The sequence below is a fragment of the Williamsia sp. Y712 genome, from assembly GCF_059445525.1.
In genome coordinates this window covers 1-22,172 of record NZ_JCAIUN010000002.1, presented here as the reverse complement: position 1 = coordinate 22,172, position 22,172 = coordinate 1, and the positions used below count along the sequence as shown (strand labels likewise).

Sequence of the window (22,172 nt, the reverse complement as noted above, 5' to 3'; positions counted from 1 at the left end):
CTAGCGCGTGCGGTGAATGACTTCGCGGGCCAGTGCCCGATACGCCTTGGCGCCGCCTGATTTCGGTGCCCATGAGGTGATGGGTTCACCGGCGACACTGGTTTCGGGGAATCGCACGGTCCGGCTGATCACGGTGTCGTAGACCTTGTCGCCGAACACCTCGACCACGCGCTGCATCACCTCGCGGGAATGCAGGGTGCGGGCGTCGAACATCGTCACCAGGATGCCGCCGAGCGTGAGCCGCGGGTTGAGTCGGTCGCGCACCTTGTCGATGGTGTCGTTGAGCAGCGCCAGTCCGCGCAGGCTGAAGTACTCGCACTCCATCGGGATCACGACGGTATCGGCACACGCAAGCGCGTTGACGGTGAGCAGTCCCAGCGACGGCTGGCAATCGATGAGCACGTAGTCGTAGCGGTCGAGCAGCGGATGCAGTGCGCGGCCCAGCGTGTGCTCGCGGCCCACCTCGTTGACCAGCTGGATCTCGGCCGCAGAGAGGTCGATGTTGGACGGCAGCAGGTCCATGCCCTCGACCCGGGTACGCATCAGGACTTCTTCAGCCGAGATCTGCGGTGGGACGAGCATGTTGTGGACCGTCAGGTCGAGTTCATGGTGCGGCACGCCAAGGCCGGCAGACAACGCGCCCTGGGGGTCGAGATCGACCAACAGCACCCGACGGCCGCATTCGGCCAGCGCGGCACCCAGGTTGATGGTCGACGTGGTCTTACCAACGCCACCCTTCTGATTACAGACAGCGACCACCGTGGCAGGACCATGCCGATCGAGCGGCGTCGGTTCGGGCACCGGACGCAGTTCGCGACCGGTCGGCCCGAGCTCTCCGGGTGCGCTGGGCTTTTCGCGGTCGAGTTCCTCTACACCGCGTGGCGGTGCCGAGATCATCAACTGATTCGCATCACGCCCGCGCCCGTATTCAGGTGGCTGCGGCGTTGTCACACCCAGAGCCTAGTGGGTCGGCGCGTCGGCGCTGTGGAGGCTCACCGCTATGAGGGTCCACAGCCCGATATTGACGGGTCTCATCGGGCGCGCGGATGCGCGAGGGCGTACACCTCACGCATCGTTCCGACGGTCACGAGCGTGTAGACCTGCGTGGTGGTCACCGACGCATGCCCGAGCAGCTCCTGCACCACGCGGACGTCCGCGCCACCGTCGAGCAGGTGCGTGGCGAAACTGTGTCGCAATGTGTGCGGTGAAACCGCCTTGTCCAATCCGGCCCGCTCGGATGCGTCGACCAGGACCTGCCAGGCGCTCTGACGACTGAGCCGGCCGCCACGTGAGTTGAGGAACAGCGCCGGATTGAATTTCGAGACGAGCACGGGCCTGCCGCGCACGAGATAGGCGTCGAGCGCGGCGATGGCCGGACGCCCCACGGGCACAATCCGTTCTTTGCCCCCCTTGCCCCGCAACACCACAGATCGGGACTCGGTATCGATGTCGTCGACGTCGAGGGTGACCGCCTCCGAGATCCGCGCACCACAGCTGTACAGCAGTTCGAGCAACGCCCGATTCCGCAACGACCGCGGGGTGTCCGCAGCATCCTCACCGCCGCTGGCGGTCAGGATCGCCAGGACCTCGTCGACCGGCAGGCTCTTCGGGAGCCGGCGCGGCGCCTTGGGCGGCGCCACGCCATGCGCGACGTCGTCCGGCACGATCCCCTCGGCGGCGGCGAACTTGTGAAAACCTCTCGTGGCCACCAGGGTTCGCGCGATCGAGCTGTCGGCCAGCGGCGGCTTGCCGTTGTCGGCATCACCGCGGCGCAGCGCAACCAGAAACTCCCGGATGTCAGCCTCGGTGACGTCGGTGAGCGCCTCGATCCCACGTGAGCTCAGATACTCCTGATACCGCCGCAGATCCCTGGCATAGGACTGCAAAGTGTTACGCGCCGAACCCCGTTCGACCTCGAGGTGGTCCAGGTACACCTGCACCTGATCCGCGAGGTTCATGAGGTTCGGCGCGCGTTCATGATCGACCGGCCCCGTCGTTGTCGGCCTTGCGGTTGGCGAACGCCACCGGACGGTCGGTCCAGGCAGCGTCGACATCACGTAACGGAATCGACTGTGACCGTGCGGCGGACAGGGCCAGAATCCCGGCCGCGGCCGTCGCGTTGACGATCTCGCCCGACAACACCTGTCGCACCGCCTCACCGAGCGACACCCAGTGCAGCGTCATGTCGGCTTCTTCGTGCTCCGGATCCGGCTGCGGCACTTCGGTTATCCCGGCGGCCAGATACACCCGCAGGGCTTCGTCGGTGAATCCGGGTGAGACGTCGATGTCGACCAGGACCTGCCACTGAGCGGCGGCAAGACCGGTCTCCTCGAGCAGTTCCCGGCGGGCCGCATCGACGGGACTCTCCTGCGGACCCCCGTCGAGCAGACCCGCAGGGAGTTCGAGAAGACGCCGGCCGATCGGATGGCGGTACTGCAGCACCATCGCGATCTCGTCCTGATCGTTCACCGCGACCACCGCCACCGCGCCGTGGTGTTCGACCACCTCACGCTTGGCGGTGGTCCCCCCCGGCATCGCGACCTCGTCGACACGGAGCGCAACAATCGCCCCGTCGTAGTGAACGTCGGTTCCGAGAGTCCGGAACTCATGACGCTCGCTCAAATGCCGGCCTCTTTGGCGCCCGCCTCGGCAGCGGTCACGTCGAGAGCGGAGTCGAGATCGGGATCGACCTCTTCGTCACCGTGGACGTTCACCGGAAGACGCTCGGCCATCTTGTACCGCAGCGATGCCCGCACGAATGCGCTGAACAACGGATGCGGACGCGTCGGGCGGCTCTTCAATTCCGGGTGGGCCTGTGTGCCGACCAGGAACGGGTGAACCTCACGCGGGTACTCGACGAACTCCACGAGATGGCCGTCCGGCGACGTGCCCGAGAACACCAGACCGCTTTCGGCGATCTTGTCGCGGTAGCTGTTGTTGACCTCGAAACGATGCCGGTGACGTTCTGAAACATCAACGGAGCCATAGGCATTGGCCACAACCGAGCCGCGCTCCAGCTTCGCCGGGTACGCGCCGAGCCGCATTGTTCCGCCGAGATCGGCCTCACCGGCGACGGCATCTTCCTGATCCGCCATCGTCGAGATCACCGGGTACGGGGTCTCGGGATCGAACTCCGTGGAGCTCGCATCAGCAAGCCCTGCAGTACGCGCCGCCTCGATGACGATGCACTGCAAGCCCAGGCACAGTCCCAGGAGGGGAACGTTGTGGGTGCGCGCATACCGGACGGCGCCGACCTTGCCCTCGATACCGCGGATCCCGAATCCACCGGGGATCAGGATGCCGTCGACATCGGCAAGCGCTGCCTGCGCTCCGGCGTCGTCGGCACAGTCATCCGACTGCACCCACATCACGTTCACGCGAGCCCGATGAGCGAACCCGCCGGCCCGGATGGCCTCGGTCACCGACAGGTACGCGTCCGGCAGCTCGACATACTTGCCGACCAGCGCGATCGTGACCTCTTCGCGAGGCTCATGGACCCGCTTGAGCAGTTCGCCCCACACGGTCCAGTCGACGTCCCGGAACGGCAGACCGAGCTTGCGGACGACGTACGCGTCGAGCTGCTCGGCGTGCAGCACCTTGGGGATGTCGTAGATCGACGGCGCGTCCGGTGTCGAGATGACGCCTTCGATGTCGACGTCACACATGAGCGCGATCTTGTTCTTCAGCGCCTCGGGGACGTCGCGGTCGCAACGCAGGATCAACGCGTCGGGCTGGATACCGATGCTGCGCAGCGCGGCGACCGAGTGCTGGGTGGGTTTGGTCTTCAGCTCGCCCGAGGGTGCCAGGTACGGGACCAGCGACACGTGGAGGAAGAACACATTGTCCCGGCCCACGTCGTGACGGATCTGACGTGCCGCCTCGACAAACGGCTGCGATTCGATGTCGCCGACCGTGCCACCGATCTCGGTGATGACGACATCGGGGATCTGGCCGTCGTTGTCGGCCTGGCCCATCGCCAGGATGCGGCGCTTGATCTCGTCGGTGATGTGCGGGATCACCTGAACGGTGTCACCGAGGTATTCACCGCGACGCTCTTTTGCGATGACGGTGGAATACACCTGTCCGGTGGTCACATTCGCGAATCCGGAGAGATCCCGATCGAGGAAGCGCTCGTAGTGGCCGACATCGAGATCGGTCTCCGCGCCGTCTTCGGTGACGAACACCTCGCCGTGCTGGAACGGGTTCATCGTTCCCGGATCAACGTTGAGATAAGGATCTAGCTTTTGCATCGTGACGCGCAATCCGCGCGCCGTGAGCAACTGGCCGAGGCTCGAAGCCGTCAGACCTTTACCGAGCGACGATGCAACGCCCCCGGTCACGAAGATGTGCTTTGTGCCTGACCGCACATGACGTAATGGACGCAACGCTTCTCCCGTTAGTACTGCGGCAAGAAATCCTTGCCTACCTACGGGACTCCACGGTAACACCAATGGCCGGGTTTCTTGCTGTTGACACGACGTGGCGCTTGCTCAGAATCGGGCTATGCAGACATGAACGCCACGTGCCCTGCACCCCATTGTGGCGCAGATGACACGTGGCGTCTTATGCAGATCCTGTCGAGTGCAGATCCAGATCAGCTCTCCGGCGCGATTGCGGTGGCTCCGGGCCCCGTGCCATAGGCGCCGTGCTTGTTGCCGAGCTCGTCTGTCAGCGCCAGGACGGCGGTGATCCGGCCGGTCGCCTGGTTGACGTTGTCGACCGTGGAGACCTCTGCGTTCAACGCCGGGTCGGCCCGGACCACAGCGATCGGTGACGAGCCCTCGGCCGAACCGGCCCGGCCCACCAGGACAGTGCCGGCGCCACGCTCGGAGTAGGCGCCTGCAAAACGTGCGATCACCTGTCCACGCGCACCGGAGTCATCGGCAAACTTGTTGCCTGTCACGATGATCGAGAGTTGAGCCGGCGCAACCGTGCCTTCGGCGTAGTCGATGAATCCGCCTTGCTTGAGTGCTGCCAGACCGGCGTCTGTGTCAACGGAGTCGACCTGCGGCTCCGCATCGTCCGGTGACAGGCCGAGCAACAATCCCAACAAATCACCGGCGCGACCACCGGAGTCGGTCAATTCGGTGTTCAACGTGCTGCCTGCGGGTATCGACTGGTCGACGATCGAACGCATCTTCTCCGCGCTCTGATCACTCACGAACGTGTCCGTCAGTGCCAGCTGTCCACTGAGGATGGCTCCCGATTTGTTCAGGTTGTCCTTGACCGCCGCCACATCACCCTCGTCGGCGCCCGGCGCGGTGATGATCAACACCGGACGATCGGTCAGGGAGCCCGCCAACAGTCGTCCCGCGATCGCGGTGTCGAAGTTGTTGGCGGCGTTGAGGTTGTTGGTCAGCTGCTGGTTCTCGTCGCGCAGTTCCTGCTCCCGCTCGTCCTGGGCATCACTGGCCGATCCGAACGTGTCAGCAACAAATCCGGATCCCAGCACCACCCCGACGGCGAGGGCAAGGAACACCGCGACCAGCGAAATAGCGTGCTGGCGAAGCGAAATCACAAAAATCTCATTCCAAGGGTATTGGATCGGACCAGCCAGAGCGAACCCCTGCGGGTTCGGTGGGGGTCAGAGGTCAGTGGCGGCGATCATTCATTCCACACGCGCTGGACCCAGTCGGTGAGGCGGTCCCACTGGTCGACGACCCAGTCGGTTACTTCCGAGCCACTGCTCGACATCATCACCGCAACGATCATGGCCACCAGTGCGGCCAGGATCAGCAGCGCGATGGCCGCGCCGGAAACCCGCGAGCGGTACAGGGTGGCGACAGCCTTTGCGTCGACGAGTTTTGCGCCGACCTTGAGCCGCGTGAGGAACGTCGATGGATTCGACTCCCGAAGGCTGCGATCGAAGAACTCGTCGATCGAGGCAGGGTGGCCGACGGTGACGATGAGCGCGGCTTCGTGGTGGTTGACGAGCAGCAGCGCGAGGTCGGCTGCGGATCCGGCGGCCGGGAACGTCATCGCCCCGATTCCGAGGTCCTGGATGCGCTCGAGTCCCGGGGCATGGCCGTCCGGGTCGGCGGGCAGGACAACCTGGGCGCCGGACTTGAGTGTTGCCGCCCGCATCCCTTCGGGATCGCCCACGATCAGGTCCGGGCGGTAGCCCATGTCCATGAGGGTGTCGGCGCCACCATCAACACCGACCATGATCGGCTGGTACTCCTTGATGAACGGCTTGAGTCGCTTGAGGTCGGCCACGTGATCGGGTCCGTCAGCGACCACCACGACGTGGCGACCCTCGATGCGGACGTCGACATCGGGTACGCCGACGCCGTCGATCAGGAGCGGTGACTCGCTGCGGATGAACTCGATGGTGTTGCCGGAGAAGGCTTCGAGGTGATCGACCAGGCCGGTCTTGGCGTCGATCATCAGATCGGCGATCTCACGCTCGCCGAGTTCGGTGCCCTTCGCCAGCCTGCGCTCGCCGGAGTACAGGCCACCTTCGTCGACGCGGATCTTGGCGCCGTCCTTGATGCGCTTGAAGACCTCGATGCCGACATCGTCGATCAAGGTGATGCCCGATGCTGCCAGCAGCTCGGGTCCGAGGTTGGGGAAACGACCGGAGATGGACGTCGAAGCGTTCACGACGGCCAGCACATCAGCGGCGACGAGTGCGTCGGCCGTGATGCGGTCCAGGTCGACCTCGTCGAGGATCACGATGTCCCCGGGGCCGACTCTGGACAGCAGTCGTTTTGTGTTCTTGTCGATCCTGGCGATACCGCTGATCCCAGGCAGAGTTTCGGTTGTGCGTGACAGCAGGGCAGGCATCCTCATGCGGGCAACACTGAACCACTACTCGACACTTTTGTTGGAGGCGCGCCGTAACACACGCCACTTTTGTCACACGAGCAACACGTGCATCAGGCTTAGAAAGCCGCCTTCTCTTGCTCTGCGGTCCCAAGAAGTTCCTCGGCGTGTGCCCTTCCGGTATCCGAATCACCCAGTCCGGCAAGCATTCTGGCCAATTCTGCCACCCGCTCGTCCCGATCGAGGACGGCCACCGAACTCGTCACCGACGAAGCCTTGGCCGATTTCGACCCCGACGAGGTCTGTTTTCCGATCAACAGGTGATTGTCGGCGAAGGCCGCCACCTGCGGCAGGTGCGTGACCACGATGACCTGGTGTGCCTGTGCCAGGCGGGCGAGTCTGCGACCGATCTCGACGGCCGCGCGACCACCGACACCGGCATCGACCTCGTCGAACACCATCGTGGAGCCCCCACCCGGGCCGGCGAGGACCACCTCCAACGCCAGCATCACGCGGGACAGCTCACCACCGGACGCCGATTTGGCGATCGGCCGCACCGGCGCACCTGCATGCGCCACGAGCCCGAACTCCACCTTGTCGGTGCCATCGGGACCGGCATGAACCTTCCGTCCGTCGATCTCGAGCGACCGGCGATCGTTGTCGGTCGCATCATCCGGCGAGACGGTGACCTCGAGCTGGGCATCCCCCATCGCCAGGCCGGTCAGTTCGGAACTGACCTTGGTGGCCAACGACTTGGCGGCCTTGAGGCGCACCTTGGTCAGCTTGCCTGCCGCCGCACCCACGTCGTCGCGGGCGGCGGTGACCCGGGCAGAGAGGTCCTCGAGGGTTTCCGAGGAGTCACCGATCTCTGTCAGTCGCGACCGGGCGGCATCGGCCCACGCAATCACCCCGTCGATGTCCGGGGCATATTTGCGGACCAGCGACTTGAGTTCGGCCTGGCGCTGTAACAACTGTTCGAGTTCTGCCGCATCTGCCGGCAGGCCCGACAAAAATCCGCTCAGTTCCTCGCCGATGTCCCCGACGACACTGAGTGCCTCTTCGATCCGCGGCAACAGGCCCCGTAGCGTGTCGTCGCTGATCGTGCTCACGGCGGTACGGGCCACACCCAGACCATCGAGCACCGAACCTCCGAGCTGTGCGTCGGAGTTCGGGTCGGCACCGGTGACCGCCACCAGGGCGGCTGCGGCCGCGGCGCGCACGGTTTCCAGATCGCCGAGGCGTCGGACCGTGGCCGCGATCTCTTCGTCTTCGCGGGCCTGCGGCGCCACCTTGTCGATCTCGTCCACGCCGAACCGCAGGCGGTCGGCCTCCTGCGCGATCTCCCGCGAATTGGCCTGTCGCTCGCGCAGCTGATCGGCCAGCGTCACCCACCGCTCGCGCGCCTCGCGGTACGCCTTGAGCGGTTTGGTCACGGCGCCGGCGGCAAACCGGTCGAGCGCAACGCGCTGATGTTCCGCGCGCAGCAACCGGAGCTGGTCATTCTGTCCGTGGATCGCCAACTGGCCACTGGTGAACTGACCGAGCAGTCCGACCGGGACCGAACGGCCACCGAGATGAGCCCTGGACCTGCCATCGGCATTGACAGTGCGAACAGCGATCACCGTGCCGTCGTCGTCCAACTCGGCGCCGGATGAATCGAGCACCTCCGCGGCATCGGTTCCCGCGGTCCGGAAACGTCCTTCCACAACGGCCCGGCTCTGGCCGGTGCGGACGCGGCCGGCATCGGCCCGCGCACCGGACAACAGATGCAGGCTGGTGACCACCATGGTCTTGCCGGCACCGGTCTCGCCGGTCAGCACCGTCAGGCCTTCATGAAACTCGGCGCTGGCCTTGTCGATGACTCCCAGACCGCTGATCGAGATTTCTTCGAGCACTAGGTTTGCCTTCCCCTCCACCCGGTCACCGGCAGTTCGAACTTGCGCACCAACCGGTCGGCGAACGGATCGGAATCGATACGGATCCAGCGCACCGGCTTGCGACCACGGACTACCTCGATCCGGCCACCGGCCGGTACTTCGATGTTGCGGCGCCCGTCGCAGGCGACAAGTGCGTCCTGCCCGCGTGCCATCACCTCGACCGCAACGAGCGAGCGGGGGCTGGTCACCATCGGCCGAGCGAACAGAGCATGAGCATTCGACGGCACCAGCAGGATGGCCTCGAGATCAGGCCACATCACCGGACCGCCCGCGGAGAACGCGTAAGCCGTGGAACCGGTCGGCGTCGACACCAGGATGCCGTCGGCACCGAATGCGGAAACCGGACGTCCGTCGACCTCGGTGATCAGCTCCAGCACACCCTGCCGCGATAGATTCTGAATGCTGACCTCGTTGAGGGCCCAGGTCTGTGCGACCACCCGCCCGTCGACCCGGATGCTGATGTCGAGCGTCATGCGATCCTCGATCGAGTAATCGCGGTCGACGAGTTTCGTCATCACCTCGTCGACCCGATTCGCCTCTGCCTCGGCGAGAAAACCGATGTGCCCCAGATTGATTCCGAGCACCGGCACCGACAGCGGATGCGCGAGTTCGGCGGCCCGCAAGAATGTGCCGTCGCCGCCGAGCACGATGACCACCTCGCAGCCTGCCGCCGACTGTCCACCGGCCGGAGTCACAGCGACGTCGGCGCCGATATCGCGGAGTTCCTCGAGGTCGAGCGGGTACACGGTGCCCAAACTTGGCGGTCCCGGCGGTGTGGGCATGATGTCGTGATCGATGACCCGCAAACCGATTCCGGCGTCCGCGCACCGTTTCGCTATCACCGCCATGGTCGTGTGCACGATGTCGCGGCCGGTGTGGGCGACAACAAGGAACTGACGTTCCTCGGGCTCCACCTCTCCAACCGGCATCTCTACAACAGGGTCACCCACCAGATCGCTCACTGGGGCCCTTTCTCGATCGCCTCGGCAATTGCCATGCGCACATTGTCATCTACGACGGCGGGTTCGGTCTGCTTACGCAGCCAGAGGAAGTATTCAACATTGCCCGACGGACCCGGCAACGGGCTGGCCACAACACCCAGCGTCTGCAGGCCGTGACCCGCGGCGGTCTCCGCCACGGCAGTGACCGCTTGCGCACGAAGTTCGGCACTGCGCACCACTCCCCCGGATCCAACCCGGTCTTTACCCACCTCGAACTGCGGTTTGACCATGGGCAACAGGTCGGCTCCGATGTTGGCGCAATCGGCAAACGCTGCCAGCACCAGGTTCAGCGAGATGAACGACAGGTCTGCCACCACCAGGTCCACCGGACCACCGATCTGCTCAGCGGTCAGACTCCTGACATTGGTGCGATCGTGCACGTATACGCGGTCGTCATTCTGGATGCGCCAGATGAGCTGGCCGTAACCGACGTCGACCGCAACCACCTCGGCGGCACCGCGACGAAGCAGGACGTCGGTGAAACCGCCGGTCGACGCACCCGCATCGAGGCATCGCTTGCCGGACACCGAAACACCGAGCGGCTCAAAAGCCGCCAGCGCGCCGAGCAACTTGTGGGCACCACGTGAGGCCCAGCCCTCATCGTTGGTTTCTGCAACCACGATCGGCGCGCCGAGGTCCACATTGGTTGCCGGTTTGGTGGCCACCGTGCCGTTGACCTTGACCAGACCCGATTCGATCAGGTCCCGTGCATGGTCCCGAGACCGGGCCTCACCCCGACGCACCAGCTCGGCATCGAGGCGTGCCCTACGCGCCATTGCGCACACGCTCAGACACGATCGACCTTCTCCAGGGCGTCGGTGATCACCGTATGGGCTTGTTCCAGCAGGTGAGCCTGCTTGGCCAGCTGAACCAGAGCCTCGCCGCCGGTACTCTCATCCGCCGAAGCCGCCACACTGTCGGCCTGCTCGAGCAACGCCGAAACATCGCGCCGGATCGTCTCCGGATCGACGGCAGCAGCAGGTGCGACCGGGGCCGGAACGGGGCCCGGGGTCGGTCGTGGTCCGGGAGTCGGTCCAGGAGTGGGTCTGGGTCCGGGCAGGGGTTGGTTCATCGCCTGCCAAGGTTAGTCGATCTCGGGCCAGTTGATTGTTAGCGTCCAGGGATGACCTCCACCACCGGAACGCGCCCGGATCCGACCGCACCCGACGCTCGAGTCCTGCGCCGCGATACTCGGCTGTGTATCTCGTTGTCGGGACGGCCGAGCAATATCGGCACCAAGTTCCACAATTACCTCTACAACGCACTCGATCTCGATTACGTCTACAAGGCATTTCGCACCACGGATCTACCGGCGGCGATCGCGGGAATCCGGGGACTCGACATTCGCGGCGCCGGGATCTCGATGCCGTTCAAGGAAGCGGTCATCGACCTCATCGATGTGATGCACGATTCGGCAGCCGCGATCGATTCGGTGAACACGATCGTCAACGAGTCCGGCACACTGCACGCCTACAACACCGACTATCAGGCTGCGGCAAACCTGTTGCGCAACAGCGGCATCCCCACCAGCAGCTCGGTTGCGGTCGCAGGCAGCGGCGGGATGGCCAAGGCCGTGGTCGCCGCATTGCGCGACGAGGGCTTCACGGACACCGTTGTTGTCGCGCGCAACGAGTCGACCGGGGCCGCGCTGGCGGAGCGATATGGCTTCACCTGGAAACCCGATCTGGGTACGCAACACGCCGAGTTGCTGGTGAATACGACGCCGATCGGGATGGCGGCAGGCCCAGATGCCGAGGGGATGCCGTTCACCGCCGCCGCGGTCGAGGCGGCCCACGCGGTGTTCGACGTGGTGGCGATGCCTTCGCAGACGCCGCTCATCACCGCCGCCGGAGGGAAGACCGTGATCACCGGCGCGCAGGTGATCGCACTCCAGGCCGCAGAGCAGTTCGTGCTCTACACCGGAGTGCGACCCACCGACGCGCAGGTCACCGCAGCCTCGGAGTTCTCCCGAGCCTGAACAGATCAGATCTTGTTCAGGTCTGATCTGTTCAGGCCTGATCTGTTCAGGTCTGGATCAGTTCAGGCGAGCAGGCCTGCGCTCTTCAGCGCGTCCTGTGCCTTCTCTTCAGCAGCTTCGACCGTCCACGTTGCTGCGGTGGGTTCGTTCGACCAGCCGGCATGCAGGACCGCATAGAGGACACCTGCCGGATCGACGTCATCGTCGGTCGCGACCACGGTCAGCGTGCTGTCGAGTGCACTGACATGCCAGCCCGGGCGGGGTCCGACGATGATGTCGTCCGCGGCGGCGTTGAGTCCGCTCAGATCAGCAGAGACAAACGTCGGACGCTGCGCTTCGGGTGCGTTGAGCGCATCGGTGGCGGTGCTGACACCGGTCAGCACCAGCAGGCTGTCCGCCTCGATCGCGTTGGCGCCTTCGATGTCCGTGTCGAGACGGTCGCCGACAACCAGCGGGGTCTTCGCGCCACTGCGGTTCACGGCGTCGATCATCAACGGCGCAGCCGGCTTACCGGCGACCAAGGGCTCCAGACCTGTGGCATGGGCGACGGCCGCGACCATCGAACCGTTGCCCACCTGGAGACCGCGTTCGGTCGGAACCGTCGCGTCCACATTGCAGGCCACCCACAGGGCACCGGCTCGCAGCGCCAGAGCCGCCTCGGAGAGGATCTCCCACCCGGTTTGGGTCGAATGTCCTTGCACCACAGCGGCCGGACGATCGTCAGCGCTACGGGTCACGCCGAGTCCGACCGAACGGATCTCGTGAACCAGTGCTTCGGTGCCGACGACCAGCACCCGAGAACCCATCGGCAGTCGCTCGGCCAACATCCGGGCTGCGGTCTGCGCGCTGGTGACGATCTCGTCGGGCTCGGCGGCAAAACCCAACTCGCGCAGATGTTCTGCGACCGTGTCCGGCGATCGGCTGGCGTTGTTGGTGACGTAGAAGTTCTTCTGATCTCCGGCGTCCAGCGCCGTCTTGGCACCCGGGATCTCCAGCTTGCCTGCGTAGACCGTGCCGTCGAGATCGAGCAGCAGGGCGTCGTAGGCATCCCGCAACCGGTCACCGGCTGCGGCGGGCGCGGCCGGGACGAGCGTGGGTCGGACCGTCTCGACAACGGTTGCCTGCTCGGCAACAGCTGCCGGGGCCTGCGCACGGACCTGCTGCACAGGTGCGGTCAAAACCTCGTCCGCCGACTCCGACTCGGACTCGGAGTCGGACTCGGAGTCGTAGTCCGGGTCGGACAGTTCCATCAGACGCTGTTCGGCGTCGGTGAGGTCGTCTTCGTCGGCAGCGGCCGCGTTCATGAACCAGGTGATCGCCTCTTCACGACGTCCACCGGCGAGCAGGGCCGCGGCGTATGCGTAGAAGTAGCGGGCTGCATCGGTCCCGACCCGCGACGGGTCGAGGTCACTGGTCTGCAGCGTGACGATTGCCTTGTCGAATTCACCGAGGTCCAGACGTGCACCGGATTCGACGATCCGCATCTCGGCGGCGGCCTCGCCGGTCAAAGTGCGACCCTCGTCGCTGCGTGCCACATCGATCGCCCGCTCGGGACGGCCCAGGCCGCGTTCGCAGTCCGCGATCATCGGCAGCAACGCATTGCCGCTCGACATACGCTTTGCCGCGCGCAGTTCGGAGAGCGCCTCTGCCCATTCCTGGGCGTTGTATGCGGCGAGGCCGGCAGCTTCGCGCACCATGGCGATACGACCGGCACGGCGGCGGGCGGCACGGGCATGTTCAAGGGCCAGCGGCGGATCTTCGTCCAGCAGGCGGAACGTCATGATCAGGTGGCGTGAAACCATGTCGGAGTTCGCTTTGTCGAGACTGAGCAGGTCGCGACGCACCTCGGTGTCGAGGTCTTGCGGGCGAACGTCTTCGGGAAGCGGGGGCTCCGGCGGACGGTTGGCCGAGCCGGTGCCACGACGTGCGTTCGAATCGTTTCGGAAGTTGCGATCGCTCCGGTCAGCACCACTGCGGACGAAACCACCCCGGTCGGATCCACCACGGTCGGATCCATCGCGGCGATCGGTCGGCCGACCGGTGTTGGAGTTGCCTCGACTGCTGCCGTTGCCGTTACGTCTGTCGTTCACGTCTGCCTTTTCGTCACGATCACACCACCTGCGGAGACCGCAGAATCGATGGATTCACGCTATGTAGTTCGGTTGGAATGGCCAAATGGCCGCTAGCCAGGATAGCCGCTTACTACGTCAAACAGTTAATTCGAGAAAAGCATTCCTCACAGCCGGCTCACCACTTCACCGGCGGCCCGCTGCCCGGAACGAACGGCCCCGTCCATGTATCCGGTCCAGTAGTCGGACGTCTCGGTGCCCGCCCAGTGGATCGGGCCGACGGGCGCGCGCAGTGCCCAGCCGTACCGCGTGAGCGTGCCCGGACTGCTGACTGCCACCGGCCCGCCTTGTGACCAGGGCTCGAGATCCCATTTGAAGATGCCGTGGTCGAGGTGATCACGCGCTTCGGGCCCGAAATAGTCGACGAGGTTCTCGGTGCATTCGGCGACGATCTGTTCCTCGGGAGCCCCGTCCAGTCGACGCATGGCGTCACCGGAGATGAAACCCATCAGGACGTGGTTGCCTTCGGCGTAGTTCTCGAAGCAGACGTCGATCGGGTCACCGTTTCCGATCACCTGTCCCGACAGCCCCTTGGTCCGCCAGAACGGTTTGCTGTAGACGGCGGCGAACTTGCTCACTGCACCCATCCGGTACCCCGCGTGCAGTCCCGCACGCTGCGCAGGCAAGCCCTGCAGATAGTCGATCTGGCCGCTGATCGCCGGCGACATGGCAACAATCACCTTGCGCGCCTTGATGTTTCCGACATCGGTGGACAACGTGGCGACGTCGTCGGTCCACCCGATCGAACGAACTGCCGCGTTATAGACGATCCGCTCACCGAGTTCGGCGGCCATGCGAAGTGGTATCAGCGCCGCGCCGCCGACAAACAGTCGTTCCTGCGCGCCGCCTGCGGTGCTCAGCAGCCGGATGAGACTGCCCGGATTCGCTTCGTCACCCGCAGCTGCCACGTAGTTGAAGAAGTAGAGGGCAGAAAACTCATCGGCTTCCGCCGACAGCGCAGCCGAACTGGCCAAACCGAGCAACATGCGTGCGGTCGGCGACATGGTCCGGCTTTCCAGCCACTGTTTCCACGTCACCGAGTCCAGATACGCGGCGTCGGGATGATTCCATGGCTGGCCCACCGGAAAGTTCAGGAGTCCCTGGAGTTCAACCTCCGCAAGGGCCAGGCCTGCTTCCGGGGTCGCCGGATCGATGGGGAGGCCCAGCGCACTGGGCATGGTGGACCGTTGTCCGCTGTTCCAGAAGACACTGTCTCCCTCGTTGTACGTGGGCAACGTGGCGACACCGTATTCGCGGGCCAGCGCAGCGATATGCGTCTGCGTCGGCCCGATGAACTCCGCACCGGCATCCAGGGTCACACCCAACTTGGGTGTCGAAATGTTGTGGACTCGTCCGCCTGCGCGTTCGCGGGCCTCGAGAACCAGCACCGACCGGCCGGATTCGGCGACCGACTTGGCCGCAGCCAGACCGGACAACCCACCACCGACCACCACAACGTCATACGTCTGCGAGTCGGGATTGCCGCCCGGACCCGCGAACGCCGCCCCGGCACCGAACAGGCTCCCACCGACCGAGAAGCCGACGGTTCCCAGAGCGGCAGCTCCGAGGAGCTGCCGCCTGGACATCGAACCCGCCGTTGGTGGCCGCTGACCTGCACTGTTCGCATCGTGGGTGAGCATGGCCGGAATCGTAACCCGGCGAAGAGGAAAAAGTTGGGTCAAGCGACCCAGTCTGGGCAATGAGAAGCCCTCCGGGGTCCGTGGACCCCCAGAGGGCTTGGGCTCATCAGTATCGAGACTCAGTAATAGTGAGTCCGGCCTCCGACCTTGCGCCCGGTGGCACCGAGCACCCACAGAACTGCGCCGACAACAACCAAGATCAGTCCGATCGTCCAGAGAATCGGGACGCTGAATATGAATCCGAGGATGAGGAGGATAGCTCCGATGGTGATCAAATGAACTCCAGACGTCGTTGCGGTGGGGGGGCTACAGGCCGGCGGCCCGTACTCCCACTCGCTGGGCTTTGACTGTTTCAGCACGTGTGTGCCGTAACCCGCTGTGTCTGTTTACCCAGACATAACGGACTCAAACACCCCCGTGCTGGGGCTCACATTCCCGGCACCCGACTTGAGGTATCCAGCGCCATCACCACGTCTTCCGCCCGCTCCGCCTGACCCACAGCTCGTCCCCAATCCTCGCCGCCTGCGCTCACCCTGCTGCGTCGGGCTGTGCGTCAGGCACTGTGCGAGCCGGGTAGTGCGGTGGGTACGGGCACCACGGCAGTGTGGCAAAATGGGTAAGCCGGTCGAGACAGCAGCCGCGAGTTTCGATCGCCAGAATTGGCACGGTCGAGCTCTTTGTATTAGAGGTCGAAAGGACTGGCTGTGCACCCCAAGAACCCGGAATTCGTTGATTCCGGCGCCACCAATTCTGGTAGTGCTGCCGTATCGGTGGTCACCGCCCACGACGGTGAGCTGGCCGTGCTGGCTGTCACCGGCAGCATGGACATCCTGACCGCACCAGAACTCGCAGAAGCGGTTGGCAAGATCTTGACCGGTCAGCCCAGCGGCTTGATCATCGACCTGACCGCCGCAGAGTTCTTGTCTTCTGCCGGTATGTCCGTGCTGGTCACCGCGCACGAGGCCATCGCACCTTTCGGCTCGTTCGGGGTCGTCGCGGATGGCCCATCGACCGCCCGACCCCTGCGATTGGTCGGTCTCGACCAGACGTTGACGATCTACCCCACCATCGAAGCTGCCATCGCCGCGATGTCTGGACCGATCAGCCCCTGATCTCCACGAAGATAGGAACGCGGCGTATCACGTATCTATAGTGTCGAAGGTCTGAAGAAAAAGGGGGCAGCGATGGATTGTTCACAGTTGGTTTTGACGAATCGCATGGCTGAGGTGGCGCGAGAATTGCGCTCCGAAAGCAACGATATGGAGACCATTCTGCGTGCAATAACCAAGGCGGCGGTTGACACGATTCCCGGGACCGAATACGCAAGCGTCACGGTTGTATCCGCAAATACCCAGGTGGAGACGCCGGTATACATCGGCGACCTCGCCGGCCACTCCGATGCGCTGCAACAACAGCTCGGTGAAGGCCCCTGCATCAGGTCCGCGGTCGGCGAAGAAACCGTGTGGATCGACGATATGCGTTCCGAGCCCCGGTGGCCACGATTCACGACCGCAGCGGACAAACTCGGCATCGCTTCGATGGCGTGTTTCTGTCTGTACGTCGACGGCGAGAACTTCGGCGCGCTGAACCTGCACAGTACGTCCGTCGCAACCTTCGACGAGGAAGCGCGCTCGATCGGTCAGCTCTTTGCTGCGCACGCCGCCATCGCCTTCTCGACCGTGCGCGAAAAGGAACAACTCCGCACTGCCCTGAACAGCCGGGATCTGATCGGTCAGGCCAAGGGCATGATCATGGAGCGTTATCGCCTCGATTCGACTGCGGCTTTCCGACTCCTGGCCAAACTGTCACAGGATTCCAACGTCAAGCTCGTCGATGTGGCAAAGAGCGTGGTCGAAGCAGGTCCCGAAAACCGCTGAACCGGGTTCACACAAGCCCCTCGAGTTCGGCGACCGTCTGCCCCGGTGTCTTGCGATAGATGTCCAGTCGAAAGTCACGGTCGCCGTACCCAGCAACCTGCGACAGATCGGTCCGCGACAGCCGGTCGTGAACGACGTCTCCGCTCGTCGGATACTCCTCGACTTTGCGACGCCAGTGCACGGCAACCAGGTCGCCATCGTCGGTCAGGGCCTCCCGTGATTGGCGAATCACCGCCTCGAATTGCGTCGGGTCGAGGTAATAGAGCACCTCGCTGAGGACGATCAGGTCGAATCTCCCGTTCGGCCAGTCCTCGACGAAATCCCGCGTCTGAACCTGCACCCGATCGGCGACCGGAGCCAGTCGTTCTGTAGCGATCGCGGTGGCCCGTTCACTGAGATCAACCGCCAACAACGTGTCGCACCGCTCGGCCAGCAGTTCGGAGAACACACCGATCGAGCAACCCGCTTCAAAGGCGTTCCGATACCGCTGTTGCGGCAACGCCGCCAGCGTCAGCTGGTACTTGCGCTGCTCGTACCAGCGGGTGTTGAAGCCCCAGGGATCATCGCTGGCGCGATACATCGCGTGGAAATAGCTGTTGTCCAATATGGCCCCTTCAGGCAAAAACGTACTCGTGTGTGCGGGTCAACCGTTCGAGGATGTGTGGCAGCAGAACCGGTTGGTCAGCCGGGTCCGGTGACAGCGGGTTGATCTGAGTGTCGAAAGCCGCGATCGCGGCACGCTTGGTGGCAAGTGCGGCCGCCGAAAGTCGATGGCACCGCAAACGGTCCCACGGGACCTGTGGATCACCGGGAGTTGCCCAGTGCCACATCCAAATCGGGTACTGCCACAGATCGAGCCCACGACGCACGGCGATCTCCCGCGCACAACGTCCCACCGCCTGATGGTCCGGATGACCGTCGTTCTCCCACACCGTGAGTAGGCCCGTGGATGCAACGGACGATTCGTCGCAGATCTCATCGATGATTGCGGTCATCGCATCGTGTTCCCGGTCGAGTTCTCCATCCGCCAGACCCGCCCAACGAGATGTGCTGACTCCCAGAACCTTCGTCGCGACGTCGAGCTCATCGCGCCGACGGACGCCGAGCTCACCCGGTGACAAGGTTGGAGATCCCGGATGCGAACCCGATCCGTCGGACAGACAGACCGGCACCACCTCGATGCCGGCCGCGGCTGCGGCGATCATGATGCCGCCTGCCCCCAGAATCTCGTCGTCGGGGTGCGCGGCAAGCACGATCAGTCGTTCGACCTGCGCTTCGAACAGCGGCCAATCACGTCCGGACAGCCAGCTTTGCCAATGATCCTCGGTGGTCCCCTGCTCGTTGATGGGTACAGCACCGAAACGCTCTGATGAGGTCATGGCGCCTGCACCGCGGCAAGCTTGCCGAGTTCCACCAGATCCCGGTCGGCGTGCGACTGCCGGATGTACACGCTCAGATCTGCGACCGCCTGCGCATGCTCGGCGTCGCCGACGAGTGGAACCGGCCCGAGCGCACGAGCCACCCGGTCGAGAACCCCGGTCGCGATCTGTTCGATCGACCACCGCACACCGAAGGCGCGACGACGCGCGGCTGCCATATCGTGCGGGCTCTGGTCGATGTCGAGCGCAGCCTGGTTCAGCTGTGCACTTCCGGTGGCCAGGAGCGCATCGACCGCACCCAGATGCATCAGCGTGATGTCATCGCCGGCGGATTCTCCTTTGTCATACAAAGGCTGCGCCACCTTGACTGCACCACCAAACCAGCAGGCGGCAACACCCACACCGCCGTGCCAGAATCCGGCCCTGTCCAGGTAGGCCCCGGGTTCACCGACCGGCCGGGCTGCAACATGGTCGAATTCGATCGCGGCAGTGTTGGTTTCGGCCATGCCCGGGGTGTGCCAGTCACTCGCCACCGCGTGCACGCCGCTGGACCGAAGATCCACCGCAAACAAGCGCCGATATCCATCGGCTTTCGCTGTCACCAGCGCATGGGTGCAGCCCACAGCGCCCGAACACCAGACCTTGGTCCCGTTCAGCGTCCACGTCCCCGACTCGATTACCGCAGTCACCACGGGGGCCGGCGGTTCCGCAGCCCACACACCCCATAATTCACCAGGGCCGACTCCCGGCCCACCGAGTTCGTGCAGGATTGCCACGGCATCGCAGTGCGCCTCGACCATGCGCCCCACTGCGATGTCGTTGCGGGTCAAGCGCGTCAACGCGCGAAATCGCCCGCCGGTGTCACCTTCCCCCGGCAACGGAAGGCTGAACTCGGAGTCAGAGACGATCTTGATCGCTCGCGCTATCGCTTCGCTGGTCACGACGCTTCCCCGGCTCTGCCGAGGTCCGCCAGATAGTCGGCAAAGCCGCCCGATGCACGGCCGACACGTCGCGTCGACGTCAGGACGGGGGCCCGTCCGCTCCAACAGATCGGCACCCTTGCAAGTCGCAGGCGGGCGATCAGATCGACGTCCTCGTCATGATCGACCAGCGCAAACCCACCAACCTCGAAATAGACCGACGCCCACATTCCCAGATTTGCTCCATGCACATGGCGATGCCCGTCCATGGGCTGGTACTCGGACAAGAACTTCTCGGCAACCTCCGGTGGCCACTCCTTCCAATCGCGGGCGGCAATGGTGCCGACGAAGGCGTCCCAGCCTTCGGCAGCCGCCATCACCTGTTCGCTCAGCCAGTTCGGAGGAACCACCGAATCGGCATCTGTGGTGGCGAACCACGTGTTGCTGCCCCATGTGCCGTGGTCGAACCCAGCCTTGCGGGCCTGGCCAACGGACCGTCCCGTCACCTCGATCGCGGCGATGTCGGACGGGATGCAACCCGCAGTTCCATCCGTACAGTCATCGAGCACCACAACCACCCGAACCGGAACATCCACCTCTCCTCTGGCGATCTCGATCGAACTCAAACACTCAGGCAAAACTGCCATCTCATTGTGCGCAGGAACCACGACCACGATCTCCTGCGGCCCACGTCCAGGACCTGACACTCCCTACGCCTTCTGTTGTGCGCCGGCCCGTGCCGGATTGCTCTGCTCAGCGGCCTTGGGGTCGAGCTCATCGGCCTTGGCACGAACGCCGGCTTCGACCGCGCTGCCCAGATCAGGATCGACTCGCTTCCAGTAGTCGAAGGCCCGGGCCAGCACCGGCTCAGTGACACCATTCAGCAGATGACCAACAATGTTGTCGGTCAACCGCTTTCGTGCGGCGTCGTCGAGAACCTCACGCACCATTGTCCCGGCCTGCCCGAAGTCGTCGTCTTCCGGGTGGTCCACGTAGGCCGACCGAACGATCTCACCGTTGGCCGCCCACCCCGGATCCACTTGGAAACCTGTGGTCGCGGCGGGTCCGCCCTTCGAGTTCGGCGCGTAGACCGGATCACTCACTTTCGTGACGCGCATCGCGCCATCTTTGGAGTACGAATGCACCGGATACTTCGATGCGTTGACCGGTATCTGCTTGTAGTTGGCACCGATGCGGTACCGATGCGCGTCGGCGTAGGAAAACCCACGGGCCAACAACATCCGGTCCGGACTCAGCCCGATACCGGGAACAAGATTGTTCGGTTCAAACGCCAGCTGTTCGATCTCCGTGTGGTGATCAGTGGGATTCCGGTTCAACGTCATTCGCCCGACCTCATGCAGCGGGTAGTCGCCGTGCGGCCAAACCTTCGTCACGTCAAAGGGATTGAAGCGATACGACACCGCATCATCGAATGGCATCAACTGAACCTTCAGCGTCCACGACGGAAACTGACCATCATCGATGTGCTCGAACAGGTCTCGCGTGTGATAGTCCGTGTCGATCGAAGCCATCTGATCGGCCTCGTCCTGTGTGAAGAACTCGTGACCCTGGTCTGTGATGAAGTGATACTGCACCCAGTGCTTCACACCTTCACTGTTGACCCAGAGGTACGCGTGGGAGCTGTAGCCATTCATATGGCGCCAACTGCGCGGAATACCGCGATCACCCATCAACCAGGTCACCTGGTGCGCCGACTCCGGGGATAGGCTCCAGAAGTCCCACTGCATGTCGTGGTCACGGAGGTTGTTGTCGGCCCTACGTTTCTGAGACCGGATGAAGTGCTGGAACTTCATCGGGTCCTTCATGAAGAAGACCGGGGTGTTGTTTCCGACCATGTCGTAAACGCCCTCGGTGGTGTAGAACTTCAGCGCGAATCCGCGAGGATCCCGCCACGTATCAGGGCTCCCACGCTCCCCTGCGACAGTGGAGAACCGTGCCGCCATCTCGGTGGCGACACCCGGCTGGAACACTGCGGCGCACGTGTAGGCGGACATGTCCGCAGTGACTTCGAAAACACCGAACGCGCCGCTGCCTTTGGCGTGGGGCTGCCGTTCCGGGATTCGTTCCCGGTTGAACTGGGCCATCTGCTCGATCAGGTAGTGATCGTGCAGGACAATCGGACCGCCTGCACCAACGGTCAACGAATGCTCATCGCTTGCCACCGGGGCGCCGGCGTCAGTTGTCGTGAAGATCTGCTCGTCAGACATGCGCACCTCCATGCTCGGAATAGGCCATCGGGAGGCCGACGTTGGGGCTGGAGCCGCTCTCCCACGTCTCAGGTACCCACAACGGCAACTCCCGAAACCGGTAGCTACCGAAACAAATGGTCCTTGATGGACGCACACCGAAGAAGCAGCCTAGTAAACCGCATAGAAACGGACACACAGCGGAAGGGTAATGAAGAATCGGGTGGAGATAGCAAAATACCCTGTATTCGCAGTCCGGAGACTGTGAATACAGGGTATTCGCAAATTGTGTTCGGCGGTGTCCTACTCTCCCACACTGATTAGGGTGCAGTACCATCG

General features: G+C 64.1%; 21 protein-coding genes. 3 read left to right on the top strand and 18 right to left on the bottom strand.

Annotation, left to right across the window (positions count from 1 at the left end; translation table 11 throughout):
* The 10 genes from AC1D75_RS14915 to AC1D75_RS14870 form a co-directional block, all read right to left on the bottom strand.
* On the bottom strand, nt 1–897 hold the full coding sequence (locus AC1D75_RS14915; protein WP_495516887.1) for a ParA family protein: 897 nt from the start codon (nt 895–897) through the stop codon (nt 1–3).
* A gap of 134 nt (nt 898–1,031) precedes the next feature.
* Nucleotides 1,032–1,958, bottom strand: coding sequence for a site-specific tyrosine recombinase XerD (xerD, locus tag AC1D75_RS14910; protein WP_495516114.1), 927 nt, complete (start codon nt 1,956–1,958; stop codon nt 1,032–1,034).
* Nucleotides 1,959–1,974: 16 nt separating this feature from the next.
* The gene (locus AC1D75_RS14905) at nt 1,975–2,622 is read right to left on the bottom strand and encodes an NUDIX domain-containing protein (RefSeq protein WP_495516113.1); all 648 of its coding nucleotides are present in this window, start codon (nt 2,620–2,622) and stop codon (nt 1,975–1,977) included.
* On the bottom strand, nt 2,619–4,385 hold the full coding sequence (gene pyrG / locus AC1D75_RS14900) for a CTP synthase (protein WP_495516112.1): 1,767 nt from the start codon (nt 4,383–4,385) through the stop codon (nt 2,619–2,621). Before pyrG ends, AC1D75_RS14905 begins: the two co-directional genes overlap by 4 nt.
* A 209-nt stretch (nt 4,386–4,594) precedes the next feature.
* Nucleotides 4,595–5,518, bottom strand: coding sequence for a copper transporter (locus AC1D75_RS14895; RefSeq protein ID WP_495516111.1), 924 nt, complete (start codon nt 5,516–5,518; stop codon nt 4,595–4,597).
* 86 nt (nt 5,519–5,604) lie between these two features.
* Entirely contained in the window at nt 5,605–6,792 is a 1,188-nt protein-coding gene (gene steA / locus AC1D75_RS14890; RefSeq protein ID WP_495516110.1) for a putative cytokinetic ring protein SteA, read from the bottom strand.
* A 92-nt stretch (nt 6,793–6,884) separates the two neighbouring features.
* Entirely contained in the window at nt 6,885–8,660 is a 1,776-nt protein-coding gene (gene recN / locus AC1D75_RS14885; RefSeq protein ID WP_495516109.1) for a DNA repair protein RecN, read from the bottom strand.
* Nucleotides 8,660–9,631 (bottom strand): NAD kinase, encoded by a 972-nt coding sequence (locus tag AC1D75_RS14880; protein ID WP_495516886.1) that lies wholly within the window; start codon nt 9,629–9,631, stop codon nt 8,660–8,662. The genes recN and AC1D75_RS14880 overlap by 1 nt, the downstream gene beginning before the upstream one ends.
* Nucleotides 9,632–9,660: 29 nt before the next feature.
* Nucleotides 9,661–10,479: a TlyA family RNA methyltransferase gene (locus AC1D75_RS14875; RefSeq protein ID WP_495516108.1), complete on the bottom strand. Its 819-nt coding sequence runs from the start codon at nt 10,477–10,479 to the stop codon at nt 9,661–9,663.
* An 11-nt stretch (nt 10,480–10,490) separates the two neighbouring features.
* Nucleotides 10,491–10,775, bottom strand: coding sequence for a hypothetical protein (locus AC1D75_RS14870; protein ID WP_495516107.1), 285 nt, complete (start codon nt 10,773–10,775; stop codon nt 10,491–10,493).
* 51 nt (nt 10,776–10,826) lie between these two features.
* Between AC1D75_RS14870 and AC1D75_RS14865 the strand changes: the two genes are divergently transcribed.
* Nucleotides 10,827–11,681, top strand: a complete 855-nt coding sequence (locus AC1D75_RS14865) for a shikimate 5-dehydrogenase (RefSeq protein WP_495516106.1) — start codon at nt 10,827–10,829, stop codon at nt 11,679–11,681.
* Nucleotides 11,682–11,743: 62 nt separating this feature from the next.
* On the opposite strand, the gene AC1D75_RS14860 is transcribed toward AC1D75_RS14865, so the two are convergent.
* The 3 genes from AC1D75_RS14860 to AC1D75_RS14850 form a co-directional block, all read right to left on the bottom strand.
* Nucleotides 11,744–13,771, bottom strand: coding sequence for an HAD-IIA family hydrolase (locus tag AC1D75_RS14860; protein ID WP_495516105.1), 2,028 nt, complete (start codon nt 13,769–13,771; stop codon nt 11,744–11,746).
* 146 nt (nt 13,772–13,917) lie between these two features.
* Nucleotides 13,918–15,450 carry a flavin monoamine oxidase family protein gene (locus tag AC1D75_RS14855; protein ID WP_495516104.1) on the bottom strand — a complete coding sequence of 511 codons (1,533 nt, stop codon included), beginning with the start codon at nt 15,448–15,450 and terminating at the stop codon, nt 13,918–13,920.
* Nucleotides 15,451–15,569: 119 nt separating this feature from the next.
* Nucleotides 15,570–15,725, bottom strand: coding sequence for a hypothetical protein (locus AC1D75_RS14850; RefSeq protein ID WP_495516103.1), 156 nt, complete (start codon nt 15,723–15,725; stop codon nt 15,570–15,572).
* 429 nt (nt 15,726–16,154) lie between these two features.
* On the opposite strand from AC1D75_RS14850, the gene AC1D75_RS14845 reads away from it, so the two are divergent.
* Together AC1D75_RS14845 and AC1D75_RS14840 are read left to right on the top strand one after the other, a co-directional pair.
* Entirely contained in the window at nt 16,155–16,562 is a 408-nt protein-coding gene (locus tag AC1D75_RS14845) for an STAS domain-containing protein (protein ID WP_495516102.1), read from the top strand.
* Between the two features lie 147 nt (nt 16,563–16,709).
* Nucleotides 16,710–17,327 carry a GAF and ANTAR domain-containing protein gene (locus AC1D75_RS14840; protein WP_495516101.1) on the top strand — a complete coding sequence of 206 codons (618 nt, stop codon included), beginning with the start codon at nt 16,710–16,712 and terminating at the stop codon, nt 17,325–17,327.
* Nucleotides 17,328–17,334: 7 nt separating this feature from the next.
* On the opposite strand, the gene AC1D75_RS14835 is transcribed toward AC1D75_RS14840, so the two are convergent.
* Genes AC1D75_RS14835 through AC1D75_RS14815 form a run of 5 tightly spaced genes read right to left on the bottom strand, consistent with a single transcriptional unit; the run spans nt 17,335 to nt 21,854 of the window.
* Nucleotides 17,335–17,931 (bottom strand): class I SAM-dependent DNA methyltransferase, encoded by a 597-nt coding sequence (locus AC1D75_RS14835; protein ID WP_495516100.1) that lies wholly within the window; start codon nt 17,929–17,931, stop codon nt 17,335–17,337.
* Between the two features lie 10 nt (nt 17,932–17,941).
* Nucleotides 17,942–18,706 carry a PIG-L deacetylase family protein gene (locus AC1D75_RS14830; RefSeq protein WP_495516099.1) on the bottom strand — a complete coding sequence of 255 codons (765 nt, stop codon included), beginning with the start codon at nt 18,704–18,706 and terminating at the stop codon, nt 17,942–17,944.
* A complete protein-coding gene (locus AC1D75_RS14825; protein WP_495516098.1) occupies nt 18,703–19,647 on the bottom strand; it encodes an acyl-CoA dehydrogenase family protein in 945 nt (314 codons plus the stop codon). Before AC1D75_RS14825 ends, AC1D75_RS14830 begins: the two co-directional genes overlap by 4 nt.
* Nucleotides 19,644–20,294, bottom strand: a complete 651-nt coding sequence (locus AC1D75_RS14820) for a glycosyltransferase family 2 protein (RefSeq protein ID WP_495516885.1) — start codon at nt 20,292–20,294, stop codon at nt 19,644–19,646. The genes AC1D75_RS14825 and AC1D75_RS14820 overlap by 4 nt, the downstream gene beginning before the upstream one ends.
* Nucleotides 20,295–20,336: 42 nt before the next feature.
* Nucleotides 20,337–21,854, bottom strand: a complete 1,518-nt coding sequence (locus tag AC1D75_RS14815; protein WP_495516097.1) for a catalase — start codon at nt 21,852–21,854, stop codon at nt 20,337–20,339.
* Between the last annotated feature and the right edge of the window lie 318 nt (nt 21,855–22,172).

Excerpts from the sequence above, each read along its gene's own strand:
- AC1D75_RS14915 (WP_495516887.1), bottom strand. The coding sequence starts at position 897 with ATGATCTCGGCACCGCCACGCGGTGTAGAGGAACTCGACCGCGAAAAG.
- xerD (WP_495516114.1), bottom strand. The coding sequence starts at position 1,958 with ATGAACCTCGCGGATCAGGTGCAGGTGTACCTGGACCACCTCGAGGTC.
- steA (WP_495516110.1), bottom strand. The coding sequence starts at position 6,792 with ATGAGGATGCCTGCCCTGCTGTCACGCACAACCGAAACTCTGCCTGGG.
- AC1D75_RS14880 (WP_495516886.1), bottom strand. The coding sequence starts at position 9,631 with ATGCCGGTTGGAGAGGTGGAGCCCGAGGAACGTCAGTTCCTTGTTGTC.
- AC1D75_RS14875 (WP_495516108.1), bottom strand. The coding sequence starts at position 10,479 with ATGGCGCGTAGGGCACGCCTCGATGCCGAGCTGGTGCGTCGGGGTGAG.
- AC1D75_RS14870 (WP_495516107.1), bottom strand. The coding sequence starts at position 10,775 with ATGAACCAACCCCTGCCCGGACCCAGACCCACTCCTGGACCGACTCCC.
- AC1D75_RS14865 (WP_495516106.1), top strand. The coding sequence starts at position 10,827 with ATGACCTCCACCACCGGAACGCGCCCGGATCCGACCGCACCCGACGCT.
- AC1D75_RS14855 (WP_495516104.1), bottom strand. The coding sequence starts at position 15,450 with ATGCTCACCCACGATGCGAACAGTGCAGGTCAGCGGCCACCAACGGCG.
- AC1D75_RS14840 (WP_495516101.1), top strand. The coding sequence starts at position 16,710 with ATGGAGACCATTCTGCGTGCAATAACCAAGGCGGCGGTTGACACGATT.
- AC1D75_RS14830 (WP_495516099.1), bottom strand. The coding sequence starts at position 18,706 with ATGACCTCATCAGAGCGTTTCGGTGCTGTACCCATCAACGAGCAGGGG.
- AC1D75_RS14815 (WP_495516097.1), bottom strand. The coding sequence starts at position 21,854 with ATGTCTGACGAGCAGATCTTCACGACAACTGACGCCGGCGCCCCGGTG.